Source organism: Klebsiella sp. YJ (genome assembly GCF_002108615.1).
In the GTDB taxonomy this organism is placed as follows: Bacteria; Pseudomonadota; Gammaproteobacteria; order Enterobacterales; family Enterobacteriaceae; genus Klebsiella; species Klebsiella planticola.
The window spans coordinates 52,801-69,526 of record NZ_MTEG01000020.1; the positions used below are offsets into that span (position 1 = coordinate 52,801).

At 52.2% G+C, this 16,726-nt stretch carries 14 protein-coding genes and 1 pseudogene; 13 read left to right on the forward strand and 2 right to left on the reverse strand.

Annotated features, from left to right (window positions below):
- The first annotated feature begins 153 nt into the window (after positions 1-153).
- From hisD to BV390_RS20185, 12 genes and pseudogenes are all read left to right on the forward strand, one after another.
- Complete coding sequence (gene hisD, locus BV390_RS20130) at positions 154-1,461, forward strand: histidinol dehydrogenase (protein ID WP_032696956.1); 1,308 nt, start codon at positions 154-156, stop codon at positions 1,459-1,461.
- 100 nt (positions 1,462-1,561) lie between these two features.
- Positions 1,562-1,927, forward strand: a pseudogene (locus BV390_RS32125) (GntP family permease); the annotation flags it as partial.
- 1,248 nt (positions 1,928-3,175) lie between these two features.
- On the forward strand, positions 3,176-4,369 hold the full coding sequence (locus BV390_RS20140) for a serine hydrolase domain-containing protein (RefSeq protein WP_077267082.1): 1,194 nt from the start codon (positions 3,176-3,178) through the stop codon (positions 4,367-4,369).
- Between the two features lie 251 nt (positions 4,370-4,620).
- Entirely contained in the window at positions 4,621-5,085 is a 465-nt protein-coding gene (locus tag BV390_RS20145; RefSeq protein ID WP_032690355.1) for a PTS sugar transporter subunit IIA, read from the forward strand.
- 39 nt (positions 5,086-5,124) lie between these two features.
- Entirely contained in the window at positions 5,125-5,406 is a 282-nt protein-coding gene (locus BV390_RS20150) for a PTS sugar transporter subunit IIB (RefSeq protein ID WP_032690356.1), read from the forward strand.
- 8 nt (positions 5,407-5,414) lie between these two features.
- Complete coding sequence (locus BV390_RS20155; protein ID WP_049267930.1) at positions 5,415-6,812, forward strand: PTS galactitol transporter subunit IIC; 1,398 nt, start codon at positions 5,415-5,417, stop codon at positions 6,810-6,812.
- A 79-nt stretch (positions 6,813-6,891) separates the two neighbouring features.
- Positions 6,892-8,406 carry an FGGY-family carbohydrate kinase gene (locus tag BV390_RS20160; protein ID WP_168185424.1) on the forward strand — a complete coding sequence of 505 codons (1,515 nt, stop codon included), beginning with the start codon at positions 6,892-6,894 and terminating at the stop codon, positions 8,404-8,406.
- Positions 8,403-9,437 (forward strand): zinc-binding dehydrogenase, encoded by a 1,035-nt coding sequence (locus tag BV390_RS20165; protein ID WP_085397263.1) that lies wholly within the window; start codon positions 8,403-8,405, stop codon positions 9,435-9,437. The genes BV390_RS20160 and BV390_RS20165 overlap by 4 nt, the downstream gene beginning before the upstream one ends.
- Before the next feature lie 188 nt (positions 9,438-9,625).
- On the forward strand, positions 9,626-10,363 hold the full coding sequence (locus BV390_RS20170; RefSeq protein WP_032690359.1) for a GntR family transcriptional regulator: 738 nt from the start codon (positions 9,626-9,628) through the stop codon (positions 10,361-10,363).
- Positions 10,364-10,374: 11 nt separating this feature from the next.
- Positions 10,375-11,235 (forward strand): class II aldolase, encoded by an 861-nt coding sequence (locus tag BV390_RS20175; RefSeq protein WP_032690360.1) that lies wholly within the window; start codon positions 10,375-10,377, stop codon positions 11,233-11,235.
- 23 nt (positions 11,236-11,258) lie between these two features.
- Positions 11,259-11,528: an HPr family phosphocarrier protein gene (locus tag BV390_RS20180; RefSeq protein WP_032696952.1), complete on the forward strand. Its 270-nt coding sequence runs from the start codon at positions 11,259-11,261 to the stop codon at positions 11,526-11,528.
- Positions 11,529-11,683: 155 nt separating this feature from the next.
- A complete protein-coding gene (locus tag BV390_RS20185; RefSeq protein WP_085397264.1) occupies positions 11,684-12,739 on the forward strand; it encodes a galactitol-1-phosphate 5-dehydrogenase in 1,056 nt (351 codons plus the stop codon).
- A gap of 53 nt (positions 12,740-12,792) precedes the next feature.
- Here the strand turns inward: BV390_RS20185 and gorA are convergent, their stop codons facing one another.
- Positions 12,793-14,145 (reverse strand): glutathione-disulfide reductase, encoded by a 1,353-nt coding sequence (gene gorA, locus BV390_RS20190; protein ID WP_032696949.1) that lies wholly within the window; start codon positions 14,143-14,145, stop codon positions 12,793-12,795.
- Between the two features lie 97 nt (positions 14,146-14,242).
- Positions 14,243-15,085 carry a 23S rRNA (adenine(2030)-N(6))-methyltransferase RlmJ gene (locus BV390_RS20195; RefSeq protein WP_032690364.1) on the reverse strand — a complete coding sequence of 281 codons (843 nt, stop codon included), beginning with the start codon at positions 15,083-15,085 and terminating at the stop codon, positions 14,243-14,245.
- A gap of 193 nt (positions 15,086-15,278) precedes the next feature.
- Between BV390_RS20195 and BV390_RS20200 the strand changes: the two genes are divergently transcribed.
- Positions 15,279-16,550 carry an acid phosphatase gene (locus BV390_RS20200; RefSeq protein ID WP_085397265.1) on the forward strand — a complete coding sequence of 424 codons (1,272 nt, stop codon included), beginning with the start codon at positions 15,279-15,281 and terminating at the stop codon, positions 16,548-16,550.
- The last annotated feature ends 176 nt before the right edge of the window (positions 16,551-16,726 follow it).

The window sequence follows — 16,726 nt, forward strand, 5'->3', positions numbered from 1 at the left end:
CGTCATTATGCGTGAATCTGCTCCGCTGTCACTCATTTTGCGATCTGCGTTGCATTCGAATGCATTGATCCTTTTCATCACATCTTATTCACGCCAGGATACAAATGAATTCGAATGCATTAGCATTTTATTAACATCATAGTGAGGCAAATTATGGCGACCTGGATCAAACGCGGGGCTGAATCTGAAGCGGTAAAAACGCACGATCGTTCCGTTCGTGAAGCGGTGGAAAAAATTCTGGCGGACATTGAAGCGCGCGGAGACGCCGCGGTACGCGAGCTGTCGATTAAGTTCGACAAGCTCGACAGAGAGGACTTCCGTCTCAGCCAGCAGGAGATTGACGACTGTTATGCCCAGCTCTCCGCACGCGATATTGCGGACATCCGTTTTGCCCAGGAGCAGGTGCGCAACTTTGCTCAGCATCAGCGTGACAGCATGAAAGATATTGAGGTGGAGACCTTACCGGGCGTCATTCTGGGCCATAAAAATATTCCGGTCAGCGCGGCGGGCTGCTACGTTCCGGGCGGCAAGTACCCGCTGCTGGCCTCGGCGCATATGTCGATCATTACGGCTAAAGTGGCCGGCGTGCCGCGCATCGTCACCTGCGCGCCGCCGTTTAACGGTAAACCGGCTCCGGCCATTGTGGTGGCGCAGCATATGGCGGGTGCGGATGAAATTTACTGTCTGGGTGGTATTCAGGCGGTGGCGGCGATGGCGGTCGGCACTGAGAGCATTGCTCCGGTCGATATGCTGGTGGGGCCGGGAAATGCGTTTGTTGCCGAAGCCAAGCGACAGCTGTTCGGCCGCGTCGGTATCGACCTGTTTGCCGGGCCAACCGAAACCCTGGTGATTGCCGATGAGAGCGTGGATGGCGAAATCTGCGCCACCGACCTGCTGGGCCAGGCCGAGCATGGCCTGGATTCACCGGCTATTCTGCTGACCACTTCCGGGAAGCTGGCGCGCGAAACCCTGGCGGAGATTGAGCGTTTGCTGGCGGTGCTGCCGACGGCGGAAATCGCTCGTCAATCGTGGGATAAATTTGGCGAGGTCATCGTCGCCCAGGACAAGGAAGAGATGTTGAAGATTGCCAATGAGCTGGCCTTCGAACATGTGCAGGTCATGACGGAAGATCCTGACTGGTTCCTCGCCAATATGCAGAACTTCGGCGCGCTGTTCCTTGGCCCGCGTACCAACGTGGCCTATGGCGATAAGGTTATCGGGACTAACCATACGCTGCCTACGCGCAAAGCGGCGCGCTATACCGGAGGGCTGTGGGTCGGCAAATTCATCAAAACCTGCACTTATCAAAAGGTACTGACCGATAGCGCTTCCGCGCAGATTGGTGAGTACTGCTCGCGCCTGTGCGCGCTGGAAGGGTTCTCCGGACACGGCGAGCAGGCCAACGTTCGCGTGCGTCGCTATGGCCATAAAGATGTGCCTTACGCCGGTATCCCCGAGTGAGCATTCAGCACTGAAGCGGAGGGCAGGATAAGCCCCTCTGGATAACATCGGCCGCCATATAACTCGGAGAAAAGTGGCGGCCACGCTGATGGATAGCCCTATGGACGTATTGATTGCCTTACTGGCGTTAGGAGTATTGATGTTAGCCGCCTATCGTGGCTACAGCGTGATCCTCTTTGCCCCCCTGGCCGCACTTGGCGCCGTTTTGTTAACTCAACCGGCGGCGGTTGCACCTGTTTTCAGCGATATCTTCATGGATAAGCTGGTTGGGTTTGTGAAGCTCTATTTCCCGGTGTTTTTGCTCGGGGCGGTTTTCGGCAAGCTGATTGAGTTTTCCGGCTTTTCCCGCTCGATTGTCAGCGCCGTGACCCGCTTAATGGGCCAGAACAAGGCGATGCCGGTGATTATCCTGGTGTGCGCTCTGCTGACCTACGGCGGCGTTTCGCTGTTTGTGGTGGTCTTCGCGGTCTATCCGTTTGCCGCTGAAATGTTCCGTCAGAGCCAGATCCCTAAACGCCTGATGCCGGCCACCATTGCGCTGGGGGCCTTTACCTTCACCATGGATGCCCTGCCGGGTTCGCCGCAGATCCAGAACATCATCCCGACCACCTTTTATGGCACCACCTCCTGGGCCGCGCCGTGGCTGGGGATTCTCGGATCGGCCTTCGTGGCGATCGGCGGCTGGCTCTATCTCGAAGCGATGCGGCGTAAAGCGCAGCGTAACGGGGAAGGCTACGGCACAAATTTAGTGAATGAGCCGGAAACCCCGGCGGACCTCAATTTGCCGCATCCGTTTATCGCGCTGTTGCCGCTGATGGTGGTCGGTATCGCCAACCTGATTTTTACCTGGCTTATTCCTCTGACCTACGGCGGCCATTTCCTGATTGACCTGCCGGGGCTGAAAGCGCCGCTGGAAAGCGATGTCAAAAAGATGGTCGCCATCTGGGCGGTCATGGCGGCGCTGTTGTGCGGTATTGTCACCATCTTTTTGTTTGCCTGGCGCAGCCTGAAAGGCAAGCTGGCGGATGGCAGTAAGGTGGCGGTCGGCGGCGCGATGCTCGCGTCGTTGAATACCGCATCGGAGTACGGTTTTGGCGGCGTCATCGCTGCGCTGCCGGGGTTTGTCCAGGTGGCCGATGCGCTGAAAGCTATCCCTAACCCGCTCATTAATCAGGCGATCACCATCAATATTCTCTCCGGGATCACCGGCTCGTCCTCGGGCGGCATGAGTATTGCGCTGGCGGCGATGGCCGATCGCTTTATTGAGGCGGCCCATGCGGCGGGGATCCCGCTGGAGGTGATGCACCGCGTCGCGTCGATGGCGGCGGGGGGAATGGATACGCTGCCGCACAACGGGGCGATCATCACGCTGCTGGCGGTGACGGGGTTAACTCATCGTCAGGCCTATAAACCGATACTCGGGATTACGCTGTTTAAGATTCTCGGGGCGTTTTTCATTATTGGCGTTTATTACGCGACGGGACTGGTGTAACGAGACCAATCAGAGCAGACCGTCTGGCAGCGTGTCAGACGGTCGTTCAGACGTTTTTCAGCCTGTTCGCTTTGCAATGACCGTTGACTGTCGTTACGATCTCTGACTCTTTATTCTCCCCTTGATTTCAGTACGGCAGGAAGGTGTGGTTTGAACAGGCAGTTGAGCCCTGTGCTATTGGCGTCGCTGCTGCTTGTAGGATGCTCCGGAACGCTTTCACAAATGAGCGTCCCCTCAGATGAAACCAGCCTGGTCGGGCAAAATAGCCATGTTCTGCCCATCGATGCGTTCGTCAGCCGCTATATGCAACGCAAGCAGGTCAGCGGCGTGGTGGTGGCGATCATTCATCACAACGGTCCGGCGGAGTTCCACTGCTATGGTGTGACCGATGCCAAAAACCGTTATCCCATTACCCCGGATACGCTCTTTGCGCTGGGTTCGCTGAGTAAAGGCACCACCGCCGAGGTGATAACCCTGCTGGTCAACGAGGGGCGACTGCACTGGGATGATACGCTACTGACGTTGTTACCGCCGGGTACGCCGCTGAGTGATGACGCGAAAAAAATCACCTTGTTGCAGCTGGTGACGCACACTTCAGGCCTGCCGCGCCAGCCGATGAACCTGCTGTCGCTTGAGCATTTGCTGGTTTATCTGAGTGATGGCGAAAATTTCTATCACGAACTGGATAATGAGCGGGTACTGAGTTACCTGAGCACCTTTAACGCGCCGCTGAGCCATGAGCCGGAATACTCCAATCTGGGCTACGCAATTCTGGGTTATATCCTTACCTATCAGACCGGCGAATCCGTTGCGGCGCTGGCCTCAAGGATGATTTTCCAGCCGCTGGCGATGAGAAATAGCAGCTATCTTCCGCAGACCCTGCGCGAATATCCCCGGCGGGCCCTCGGCCATGCCGGCGACCAGCCGAAGTTTAAACCTCGCGGCGCGCTCACGCCGGACTGGCAGTTCAGCAACAATATGGTCGGAGCGGCGAACCTGTACAGCGATGCTCGCGATCTGATCGAATACGCCCGCGCCCATTTTTCTCCTACCCAACATGCCGCGCTGGATAAGGCTTTTGCCGACGTCAGCGTTGATTACTATCCGCGGGAAAAAGAGGCGGCCAATATCGCCTGGGTGACCGATACCCTCGCTGGGCAAAGAATCACCTATCAGGTGGGTTATATCGGTGGCTATTCCAGCTATATCGGTTTTGATAAGGCTAATCAGAATGCGGTGGTGGTGCTGCAAAACAGCTTTAACTGGAGTAACTACATCGGCCACGCTATTTTGCAAAATCGGCTATCAGCACCGTCGGTAAGTCACCCTCTGTCTGGCGAACAGGTCAACCCCTGTAGCGGATATGACAGCGTATACCAACGTCCCCCGTTGTCTGAGCGGTCCTCACACCTGTAGGCGCGTCCCGTCACTCTCCTGAAGACTGAGTAAATGGATTTATATCTACATGATAAATAATGTTTTTATTTTTACTCTGTCTTCTTGAATATCTTTTGTGTGATGCATAGCACAAAAAAAAGCCAGCGCTATTGAAGCAAGTTCGTACCAGGTATAGCTTTAAATCACTTGAACATGGTTGTACATAGACAACCATGACTGACAGTAGATATGTTACACACAAATCTCTCACCGGGACCCGAGGTGTTTTTATGTCCATTGCAACCAGTCTTGATAACGATTTTATATTGCTAAACCACCCTGGGGGTGAGCGTGAAACGTTGTTTGGCGAGGTAGGCAACCTGCTCTATAGGCATGGCTTTGTCGAAAGTACTTATCTTTCTGCCTTAATCAGCAGGGAGGAAAATAATCCGACGGCGATGCAACTGGAGAGAATTGGTGTCGCGATTCCTCATGTGGATGTTGAGCATATTAAAGAGGAAAAACTGGTTGTAGTGACCTGCCCGGAAGGAATTGAATTTAAGCAGGCAGAAGATCCCGATGAAGTTATGTCGGTACAGGTTATATTTTTCCTGCTGTTAAAAGAAAAAGATGCGCATATTGATTTTCTCATGAAAATGATCGGCTTGTTCAGACAAACTGACAAGATGGATGCGATTTTAAAAGCCAGTTCACCTTCAGTGGTGAAGACACTCCTCGAAGAAGTCATTAATTAAAATAGCAACTACACCTGATAAATGTACCCGGAGATTACGATGAACAAGAAAATTATTTTTGCATGTACCAGTGGTATCGCTACTTCCGCCGTAGCAACAGAGAAAGTTGTTCAGTATTGTAAAAGCCAAGGTATTAATGTTGACCCCATTCAGTCAAATATCGGGACTATTGGTAAACAGGACGGTATGGCTGATTTAATTATTGTTACTTCAGCGGTAAAAACCGAACTGACCACCCCGGTTTTGAATGGCCTTCCACTTCTGACCGGTTTTGGTGAAGAAGAGTTACTGGAAAAAATCGTAGCCATCCTTAAAAAATAAAGGTGAGCATGATGGATAAAGTATTTTCCGCAGTCCAGTTTATTCTGGGGCTCGGTCCGACGATCATGTTGCCGATAATTATTTTTATTATGGCAATGTGCCTGCAGACCGGTTTTAGCCGGGCATTACGCTCGGCCCTGACAATCGGTATGGGCTTCATCGGCATCTTCCTGGTCTTTGGTTTACTGGTCGATAGCCTTGGCCCGGCGGCGAAAGAGATGGTTAGCCACACCGGCATTGATTTACCGGTCGTTGATCTGGGCTGGACACCGCTTGCGGCTATTGCCTGGGCTTCACAGGTCGCGCCGTTTGTCGTGCCGATGACCATCGGTATCAACGTACTTATGTTAACCCTGAACTGGACTAAAACGGTCGATATTGATGTCTGGAATTTCTGGCACTTCTCTATGGTCGGCGCCATGGTATATGGAGTTACCGGCAGCTTCTTCTTCGGGTTACTGATTGCCGGCGTGACGGCGGCTATCACCTTTGTGATGGCGGACTGGTGCGCGCCGATGATCCAGAAATACTTCAATCTACCTGGGATTTCACTGCCCACATTGTCGTCCGTCATCTTCTTCCCGATCGGCGTGCTGGGAAATATGGTGCTTGATAAAATCCCTGGTATTAACAAGCTGAATGCTGATCCGGAACAAATCCAGAAACGATTTGGTGTTTTCGGCGAGCCGATGATGTTAGGGGTGATTCTGGGGGCAGGTATTGGTCTGCTGGCAGAATACGACCTGAAAGGTGTGTTGAACCTGGCTATGAGCCTTGGGGCAGTCATGCTGATTATGCCGCGGATGGTAAAACTGTTGATGGAAGGGCTGTTGCCATTATCAGATGCCGTCAGAAGTTTCCTGCGTAAGCGTTATCCAGACCGTCACGATCTTTATATTGGTCTCGACATTGCGGTCGCCGTGGGTCACCCATCCGTACTGTCGACCGCTCTGTTACTGATTCCGGTTGGGGTGCTCCTTGCCGTTATTCTGCCAGGCAACAGACTGTTACCGTTGGGCGATCTGGCTAATATTTGGGTACCAATATCGATGGTTGTACTGGCCTGCCGTGGGAATATTGTCAGAGCATTTATTATCGGTATTCCTTGTCTTGCTGTGAACCTGTATGTGGCATCAGCGGCGGCGCCGATTCTGACTAAAATTGCCCGAGATATGAATTTCCCCATCAAAACCGATGGTGAAATATCAAGTCTGCTTGATGGCGGTAACCCTTATCGGTTCTGGGCGGTGAAAGTCTTTGAAGGTAATGGAATTGCTTTGGCTCTTATCCCGGTCATATTCCTGTTATGTCTGTGGCTCTATCGTGTAACGAAAAAACAGCTTCAGGCAGAAGAGGCGGCTGAAAATACAGAAGTCTCGACGAGTGATATTCCGCTAGCGAAATAATCCTGCTGATTCTGAGGCAGAGATGTTCTGCCTCAGAATAAAAACAAACTATGTCCCTTGCAAAAAGAAGGGGAGAGTAATGTATACGATCGGAATCGATGTTGGTACGACAAATTGTAAGGTGTGTTTGTTTCAGGTTCCTTCGCTTGATTTAATTGAACAGTATAGTTTCAGAACCGCCAAACTTATTGATGGCGATAATACCGATTTTGACGTCCGCCTGATATGGGAGGGTATTGTCCATGGCCTGAAAACGATAACTGGTAATCGACCCGATGTGACAGATATCCGCGCCGTTGCTGTTGCCAGCGTTGGGGAAGCCGGCGTGTTGCTCGATGAGTATGATAATATTATTGGTCCATCTTTAACCTGGTATGATACCCGGCCAAAACGGCAGCTGGAGAGTATTATTTCGGCTGTGGATGTTGAAAGTATATATGAAATAACCGGTATCCCGGCGCATTCAAATTACAGTATTAATAAAATTAGATGGTTGCATGACAATATTAAAAATGCCGCAGATGGAACAAAGTGGCTGTGTCTTGCCGAATATATTGCCTTTAAATTGTCAGGCATAAAACGCTCGGAGTACTCCCTGGCCTCGCGGACCATGGCATTGAATATCACGGAGAGAGGTTGGGACGAAACGATGCTGGCCGCGGCCAAACTTTCCCCATCCCTGTTTAGCCCGCTGGTTCATGCCGGAACGTCGATAGGCCATATCACCCCAGAGGTTGCCGGCCTCACCGGGCTGGCGGACGATGTGCAGGTTGCCATTGCCGGGCATGATCATATGTGTGGTTCTGTCGCCGTCGGCTTGAATAACGAAAACCAAATATTGAATTCTACCGGCACCACGGAAGGATTGTTGGTGGTGACCGAGGCCGTCAACAACAGCAGAAGCTTTTTCCGTGCCAGGGTCTCTAACGGGGTCCATGTTTTGCCGGGGCTTCATTCTCTGTATGCCTCGCTGCCTTCGGCTGGCTACGCCATTGAATGGTTCAGAAACCTGTTTGAACTCGATATGCCTGCTTTTCTGCGCATGGTGGATACGCTGAGAAATGAAAAAGATCGGATTGTTGCAGGCTCACTGGACGGCATTTTTATTCCTCATTTGCGGGGTAGCGGGCCGCCGGAAAGGAATACCTGGTCCAGGGCGTTGATTTATGGACTTGATGATAAATCCCGGCCTGAAGATGTTCTGCGCTTCGTTTTCCAGGGCTTGTGTTTTGAACTGAAAAATCTTCTCGATTTGTATGAAACCCTGACAGGGCGCCACTACCCGGTCGTCAACGTCATTGGTGCGGCGTGTAAAAACCCCTACTGGCTACAGCTGAAAGCAAACATTCTGAACAGGGAAATTGTCGCCTGTAATGTCGATGAGGCCGTGAGCAAAGGGGCGGCAATGCTGGCGGCAAAAGCCGTCGGAGTGGATATGGATAACTGTGCCCTTACCGCGCCGGCAGAGCTGAAAAATTATCGGCCAGAGCCTGAGGTTGTCGCACATTATCAGCAAATTTTTAGCCAGGTGTATAAACCGCTTTATGAATCCAAGATGCGTGCTGAGCATCTTTGTTATGGAGTTAGCCAATGAAAGCCAGCGTCTACTACAGCAAAAATGATATTCGATATGAAGATATCGCGGTGCCTGAAATAGGCGATGGCGATATGCTCATTAAAATGCACTCCTGCGGTCTGTGCGGCACTGATATTCATAAGGCGCAGCACCAGACCGTAACGGGGCCTGTTATTCTCGGCCATGAAGTCTCTGGCGAAGTTGTGAAGGTCGGGAAAAACGTGACCCGCTACCGTGTGGGCGAACGCGTGGTAACCGCTATTCACGTTCCTTGTTTTAACTGCCACTACTGCGACAGAGGATATTTTACCCTCTGCGATCAATTTAAAAAAACCAATCTTGAGCCCGGTGGTTTCAGTGAGTTCATTCGTATCCCTCAGCTACACGTTGAGCATCTGACGCATCGAATTGTGGAGCAACTCGACTGGGATCGTGCGGCGATGATCGAACCGGTGGCCTGTTGTTTACATGGTCTGAAATCAGCAAATATCCATGCAAAAGATACGGTGCTGGTATTGGGTTCCGGCACCATTGGCCTGGTCAGCGCACAGCTTGCCGCGCTGAAGGGGGCATCAACCGTCATCGTTTCCGACCTTTCGCGCTTTAAACGTGAACTGGCGTTGAAAATCGGCGTAACCCATGCGATCGACCCGGCGAATGAAGATCTTGAAACGCGGGTAGCTGAAATAACCGATGGGAAAGGGCCCGACGTGGTGATTATTGCGGCCGGCGTGTCGTCATTAGTTTCTCAGGCGGTGAACGTGGTGCGGCGGGGAGGTCGGGTCGTTGTATTCTCGCCATTTGATAAAAACCCGGTGGTGGAAATTGATGCCGGACGTCTGTTCCGGGATGAAATATCCATTGTTGGTACATACTCCCTCACCCCTTACGACATGAAAGAAGCGATTGAGATCGTTGAAAAAGACAAAATCAATACCAGAGAGATGATCACGCATACCTGGCCTCTTTCTCGTCTTGAAGAAGCAATTGAGTTTGCGGCAAATCCTGAAAACGACTTACTGAAAATAATTATTAAATCTGAGGGTTAAGCGGGGAGCCCCTTCCCGCTCAACGGTCGGGAGGGGGCCGATATGCCACGTAACGCTTTGTTACAGGGAGAACAGGGGGTTGGGCTGAAACTGTGAAGTTGATCATATAGTTAGATTTTTAAAAAACTCTGTATTATCGTAACTTGTTCATACTTGTATACAGATGATCTACACAGGAGAAGCACAACATGAGCACCATACTGAAAGATTCAGAAATTCCGTTGTATATGCAGGTTTCTGAATGGATCCGCGAAAACATCTATAAAGGGGAGCTGGGCAAAGGCGATCGTATTCCTTCTGAGAACCAGATTATGGAAATACTGCAGGTCAGCCGGGGCACCGTAAAGAAAGCGGTCACCATGCTGGTCAATGAAGGTTTGCTGGTCCAGGTTCAGGGGAAGGGGACATTTGTAAAAAAAGAAAATATTTCTTATGCCCTTGGCGAAGGTTTATTGTCTTTTGCTGAATCACTTGAAAGTCAGCATTTGTCATTTACTACTGAAGTTATTACTTCATATATTGAGAAAGCGTCGAAAAGTGTTGCCGAGAAATTAAGAATTGAGCCTGGCGCGCCTATTCTTTACCTTAAACGTGTACGTAGCGTGGAAGGCGAGAGAGTGATGCTGATTGAAAACAGAATCAACATTGCACTCTGCCCTGGAATTACTGATGTTGACTTTAATAAACAAAATTTGTTTCCAACGGTTGAAGAGTTATCTGGTCAAAAAATTGTCTATTCGGAAAGCCGTTATGCAGCAAAAATTGTTGGTAGCGAACGTGGTCATTATTTAGAAGTCAATGAAGATGCCCCCGTTTTGCACCTCGAACAACTTGTTTTCCTTGAAAACAAAATGCCATTTGATTTAGGAAACGTCTGGTTAAAATCAGATAAATATTATTTAGGTACTATTCTTCAACGAAGATAGAGGATAATGCTATGCCATTAGTTAACGGTAAAATCTTGCTGGATCGTATCCGCGAGAAACGTGTACTTGCCGGTGCATTCAATACCACGAATCTGGAAACCACCATCTCGATTCTCAATGCTATTGAGCGCTCAGGGTTACCAAACTTCATCCAGATTGCACCGACCAATGCGCAATTATCAGGCTATGACTATATTTATGAAATCGTTAAACGTCATGCTGATAAAATGGATGTACCGGTTAGCCTGCACCTCGATCATGGTAAAACTTTTGATGATGTCAAACAGGCCGTACGGGCGGGTTTTACCTCCGTTATGATTGATGGCGCAGCATTTTCCTTCGAAGAAAACATTGCGTTCACCGCCGCTGCCGTTGATTTCTGTAAATCATATGGCGTTCCGGTTGAGGCTGAGCTGGGGGCGATTTTAGGTAAAGAAGACGATCATGTCAGCGAAGCCGACTGCAAAACGGAACCAGAAAAGGTACGGACATTTGTTGAACAGACCGGCTGCGATATGCTGGCTATCTCCATTGGCAACGTCCACGGTCTTGATGATGTCCCGCGTATTGATATTCCGCTGCTGCAGAGAATTGCTGAAGTCTCGCCGGTTCCTCTGGTCATTCACGGCGGTTCAGGAATTGACGAAGATATCCTGCGTAGTTTTGTGAACTATAACGTGGTCAAGGTGAATATTGCCAGCGATTTACGTAAAGCCTTTATTACCTCCGTTGGCAAAGCTTATCAACAGAACAATAACGAAGCCAATCTGGCACGAGTTATGGCATCGGCAAAACAAGCCGTTGAAGATGATGTCTACTCTAAGATTCTTATGATGAATAAAGGGCATCAGTTTCTACGCCAGGCATCCTGAAAATTATTAGAGCTAAGTGAATTATGATTAGACAAAGCGTCAGAGTCGTCAACAGTACCGGACTTCACGCCAGGCCAGCGGCCACTCTTGCCCGGATCGTGAAGAAATATACCTCATCATTAACGCTGGTCAATGAAGGGCGAGAGATTCAGATAAAAGGCATGATGAGTATTCTTGGTGCTGGCGTAAAGGGTAATACCATGATTGATATTATCTGTAATGGCGAGGATGAACATGAATTAATGAGTGAATTAAAAACTGCTTTCGCTGCGGGCTTTGGCGAAAAAGAGTAATTCACGAAATAAATTATGCCCCTGTATTTTGGGTGAGATTCACATCAGCAACAGAGGCTCGCTTATGCAGCCTCAACGGCTTTCTGTTGTCGTTTCTCACCCAATGGCTCACTCGCTTTATGACTCTCATTCACTTTTTATCCGGGAGTGATGATATGAAAGCATTAAATCTTTATTCGCGACAGGATGTGAGATATGAAGAGACGATCCAACCCGACATTGAAAATGATGACGATGTTTTAATTAAGGTCCAGGTTGCGGGCATCTGTGGCTCCGATATTTCTCGTTTTGGCAAACTGGGATCTTATAACCCTGGGCTGACCTGGGGGCACGAATTTTCTGGTGAAGTGGTGAAAACCGGTCCTGCTGTGAAGGAAGTGAAAAATGGCGATCGCGTGACGGCCTGTAATTGCTTCCCCTGTTTTCAATGCAAATATTGCCAACAAGGGCGCTATTCGCAGTGCATCGATCTCAACGTTCTCGGGGGACATAAAAACGGCGCTTTTGCTGAATATATTGTGGTGCCGTCGCGTAATGTTTTACTTCTGCCTGCGACCATGGATTTTGCGACGGCAAGCTTTATTGAACCTTCCAGCGTAGTGGTACACGCTCTACGCCTGGTCGATATGAAAGTTGGCTGCCGGGTGGCGGTGGTTGGCTGCGGTACCATCGGGCTGCTGGCAGTACAGTGGGCCCAGGTCTGTGGTGCCGGGGAAGTATTTGCTTTTGATACCGATCGAAAGAAGCTCGATATCGCCAAAGAGACCGGGGCCAGAGATGTTTTCTCGGTCGAGGATGAAGGCTATCTGTCCCGTTTTCATGAGCTCACAGAAAGCTCCGGCGTAGATATCGTTATTGAGTCTTCAGGGCATCCCGCGGGGATTGCCAGCGCAATGCTTCTGGCGGCGAAAGGTGGGGCCGTGGTCCTCCTGGGTATTCCTTATGGCGACGTCGCTTTCCCCCGGCTTAACTTTGAGAAAATCATCCGCAATGAAATTAAAGTGCTGGGTTCGTGGAATTCTATTTCAGCGCCTTTTCCAGGCCCGGAGTGGGATACATCGATTAAGTACCTCAGTTCCGGCGTCATTGATGTTCAGCCTTTAATCACTAAACGCGTCGCGCTTAAAGATGTTCCGGCTATTTTTCCCGGGTTATATCAGCGGGAAACGTTTTTTGTAAAAGTCCTGATTGAGATAGGCGATAGCGCCTGAAGGTATCACGCAATGAGGTTTAAAAGCCCCGTGAGAACACGGGGCTGAGAGGATTAACGCATGGTTACGAACTCTTCCGCGGCCGTCGGGTGAATCGCCACGGTATTGTCGAAGTCCTGCTTGGTGGCGCCCATTTTCAGCGCCACCGCAAAGCCCTGCAGCATTTCATCCATGCCGAAGCCGATACCGTGAATGCCGACAATCTTCTCTTCCGGGCCGACGCATACCAGCTTCATGCGGCACGGCTGGCGGTGCGAGGTCACGGCGGTATACATGGCGGTGAAAGCGGATTTATAGACCTTCACGGCGTCATCGCCATACTGCTCGCGCGCCTGCGGCTCGGTTAAACCGACGGTGCCGATCGGCGGATGGCTGAAGACCACGGTCGGGATATTGCTGTAATCCAGATGCTCTTCCGGCTTGTTGTTGAACAGGCGTTCAGACAGACGACGACCCGCCGCTACCGCCACCGGCGTCAGCTCCACCGCCCCGGTGTTATCGCCCACGGCATAGATCCCCGGCACGTTGGTGTTCTGGAATTTATCCACCACGATATAGCCTTGGTCGTTGGTTTTTACGCCAGCGGCTGCGAGGTTGAAATTATCGGTCTCCGGCTCACGCCCAATGGCCCAGATCAGGCAATCCACGGTCTGACTCCGGCCATCTTCCAGCTGAAGCGTCAGGCTGCCGTCCGCGTTTTTCACTACCGCTTGCGGAATGGCGTGAGTGTGCAGCTGCGGCCCTTCGCTGTTCATCACTTCGACCAGGGTATCGACGATCAGCGGATCGAAGCTGCGCAGCGGCGCATGTTTACGCACGAACAGGTGCGTTTCGGCGCCGAGGCCGTTAATGACGCCAGCCAGCTCAACGGCAATATAGCCTGCGCCCACCACGGCGACGCGCTTCGGCAGGGCCGGCAGCTCGAAGAAGCCGTTAGAGTCGATGCCGTACTCAACGCCCGGAATAGACGGATGGCTCGGACGGCCGCCGGTGGCGATCAGGATATGATCGGCGGTGATCGTTTCGCCATTCACTTCCACGGTTTTGGCATCCACAAAACGGGCGAAGCCTTTGATGACATCAACCTTGTTTTTGCCTAACACGTTGTCGTAGGAGGTGTGGATACGGTCGATATACGCGCTGCGGCTGGCCACCAGTTTGTCCCAGTCGAAGTGGTTAATCGTGGTATCGAAACCGTAGTCCGGGCCATACAGATGAATCGCTTCGCGAATCTGCGCCGCATGCCACATGATTTTCTTCGGTACGCAGCCGACGTTGACGCAGGTGCCGCCCAGATCTTTAGCTTCAATCAGCGCGCACTTCTGGCCATACATTGCCGCACGGTTGATGGAGGCGATGCCGCCACTGCCGCCGCCGATAGCGATGTAATCATAATGTTTGCTCATAGCCTGTATCCTTAGAAGACCTATCCTGGTAGGCCCTTAATCGTTGAATGACCGCGATTGTAGCGCGAGGCGTAAAAGGTTCCACCGATGGCTGTGATTACTCCGGTACGATCCAGCCAACGGTGGCATGTCCGATGCCGGTCGGCGAGAGTTTCTTATGCAACCACGGCAGGACGTTGTTCATCTGCTGTTCCAGCTTCCACGGTGGGTTAATGACGATCATCCCGGAAGCGGTCATGCCGCGCTGGTCGCTGTCAGGACGCACGGCAAGTTCAATCTGCATGATTTTACGAATGCCGGTCGCTTCCAGATCTTTGATCATGCGCTTAATCTGCGCGCGCAGCACCACCGGATACCACAGCGCATAGGTGCCGGTGGCAAAGCGTTTGTAGCCTTCGTGGATACCGGCCACGACCGCCTGGTAGTCGCTTTTAATCTCGTACGGCGGATCGATAAGAATCAGGCCGCGACGGGACACCGGCGGCAGCTTCGCTTTCAGCTGCAGGTAGCCATCGGCTTTTTCCACGCGGGCACGGGCATCTTTTTGAAATTCCGAACGCAGCAGCGGGAAATCGCTCGGGTGCAGTTCGGTCATTTGCAGGCTGTCCTGCTCGCGCAGCAGCTGGCGGGCGATCAGCGGAGAACCCGGGTAGTAGCGCAGCTGGCCGCTACGGTTGAAATGCTGGATGACGGAAATGTAGGCTTCCATCTCGGCTGGCAGGTCGTCCTGCTGCCAGATACGGGAAATGCCTTCCAGGTATTCACCCGTACGTTCGGCGTGCTCGCCGCTCAGCTGATAGCGGCCCGCGCCGGCGTGAGTGTCCAGATAGAGAAACGGTTTTTCTTTCTCTTTCAGCGATTCAATGATCAGACTCTGAACGGTGTGTTTAAGGACGTCGGCGTGGTTGCCTGCGTGAAAGCTGTGGCGATAACTGAGCATGGATGCAGAGATTCCGGGAATTAAACAAGATGACCGATAGTTTACCGCAGATCCGTACAGATTACCGCTGTAGCGCCGCGCTGTTTCAATGGGGTCAAAAGCGTTGCAAAACATGACTGCGTCATAAAAATGTCAAATATCAGCGCTAGCGTCGCGTGAAGGCAAGGTAATTGTTTGAATAAAAGGAAAAATAATGAAATTGCAAATCACACTCCTGACCTCAGCGTTGATCCTGGCGCTGCCGGCTCTGGCGAAAGAGGTTCCGCTGAACCAGGCGGCAGCGATCGCCGGTAGCGTGACGCCAGCGGCGGCCAGCCCGGCGTTTGACGATCTTGAAGGTCAGGCGCTGGCGCAGCTGCGCGCTGCGCTGAAGGGCGATGCCGCCACGCTCACCCGCGGTCAGCTCGCGCACGCAAAACAGAGTAAAACCCAGGCGGATAAGGCCTGGCTGAAGGCCAGCGGCTACGATTTCCAGGAGAAAGCGAATCAGCAGGCGGATATCGCGCTGCTTGCCGCCTTCAGCACGCTCCCGGATTCGGTGGTGAAGGATAACCTGGCTACGGTGACCGCAATTAATCGCGATGCGACGCAGGCGACCCGCCATCAGGCGCTGGCGGATGCGGAAGGGATTAGCTATCTCTATTTCCTCAGCGATGCGCTGGGTCCGCGGCTCGGCAAAGCCTTCCTCACGGCCTACGACAAAGGTGAGCTGGGTAAAGCGGCGGCGCTGATTAAGGTCAGTGAAGTCAGTACGGGGGCGGCGAAAAAGCATTATAACAATCCGCGCCCGTTCCTGATCCAGGGCAATACCATTCATCTGGTGCCGGACGATGTGGTGATAAAGGACAACCAGCCTTACACCGCCGACGGAGGTTCCTTCCCCAGCGGACACACCAACACCGGCTACACCGATGCGCTGCTGATGGCGGAAATGATCCCGGAGCGCTTTGATGCGCTGGTGACCCGCGGCGCGCGCTACGGCTATTCCCGCATCGTGCTTGGCGTACATTACCCGCTGGATGTGATGGGTTCGCGGATGGTGGCGCAGCGTAATGTCGCGCATTACCTCAACGACGCGAAGTATCGTGCGCTGTTCAATGAAGCGCGCGATCAGCTGCGGACGGCGCTGGAAAAAGAGTGCGCGACCTCACTGGCCGAGTGCGCGAAGCCGGCCGGAAAAGATGATCCGTACCGCGACCCGGCGATGAACGCATTTTACGCGTTCACCATGACCTACAACCTGCCCCAGCAGAAGGGGGAGAAATCAGCTCTGACGGTGCCGGAAGGCGCAGAGGTTCTGCTGGAGACCGCGCTGCCGCATCTGTCTGCCGCCCAGCGCCGGGCGCTGATGGTGAAAACCGCGCTTCCGGCGGGTTATCCGCTGTCGGGCGAGACCGCCGACCAGCAGTTCTGGCAGCGGGTGAATCTGCCGGCGGCATATCAGATGGCGCAGAAAGCACATTAATCCAGCTTCCCGGTTTGCAGGATGACAATGTCCCCGGCCCATATCGCCGGGGAAAACCGGCGCGAGTCAGACCAGCACTGTTTTGCTTGTCATTTTGAAGCGGGGCGACGCCCGCAACGATTTATGTTTGAATGCCCCCTGGCGGCCCGAATGGGGAGCGAAGCAAATCAACTCCT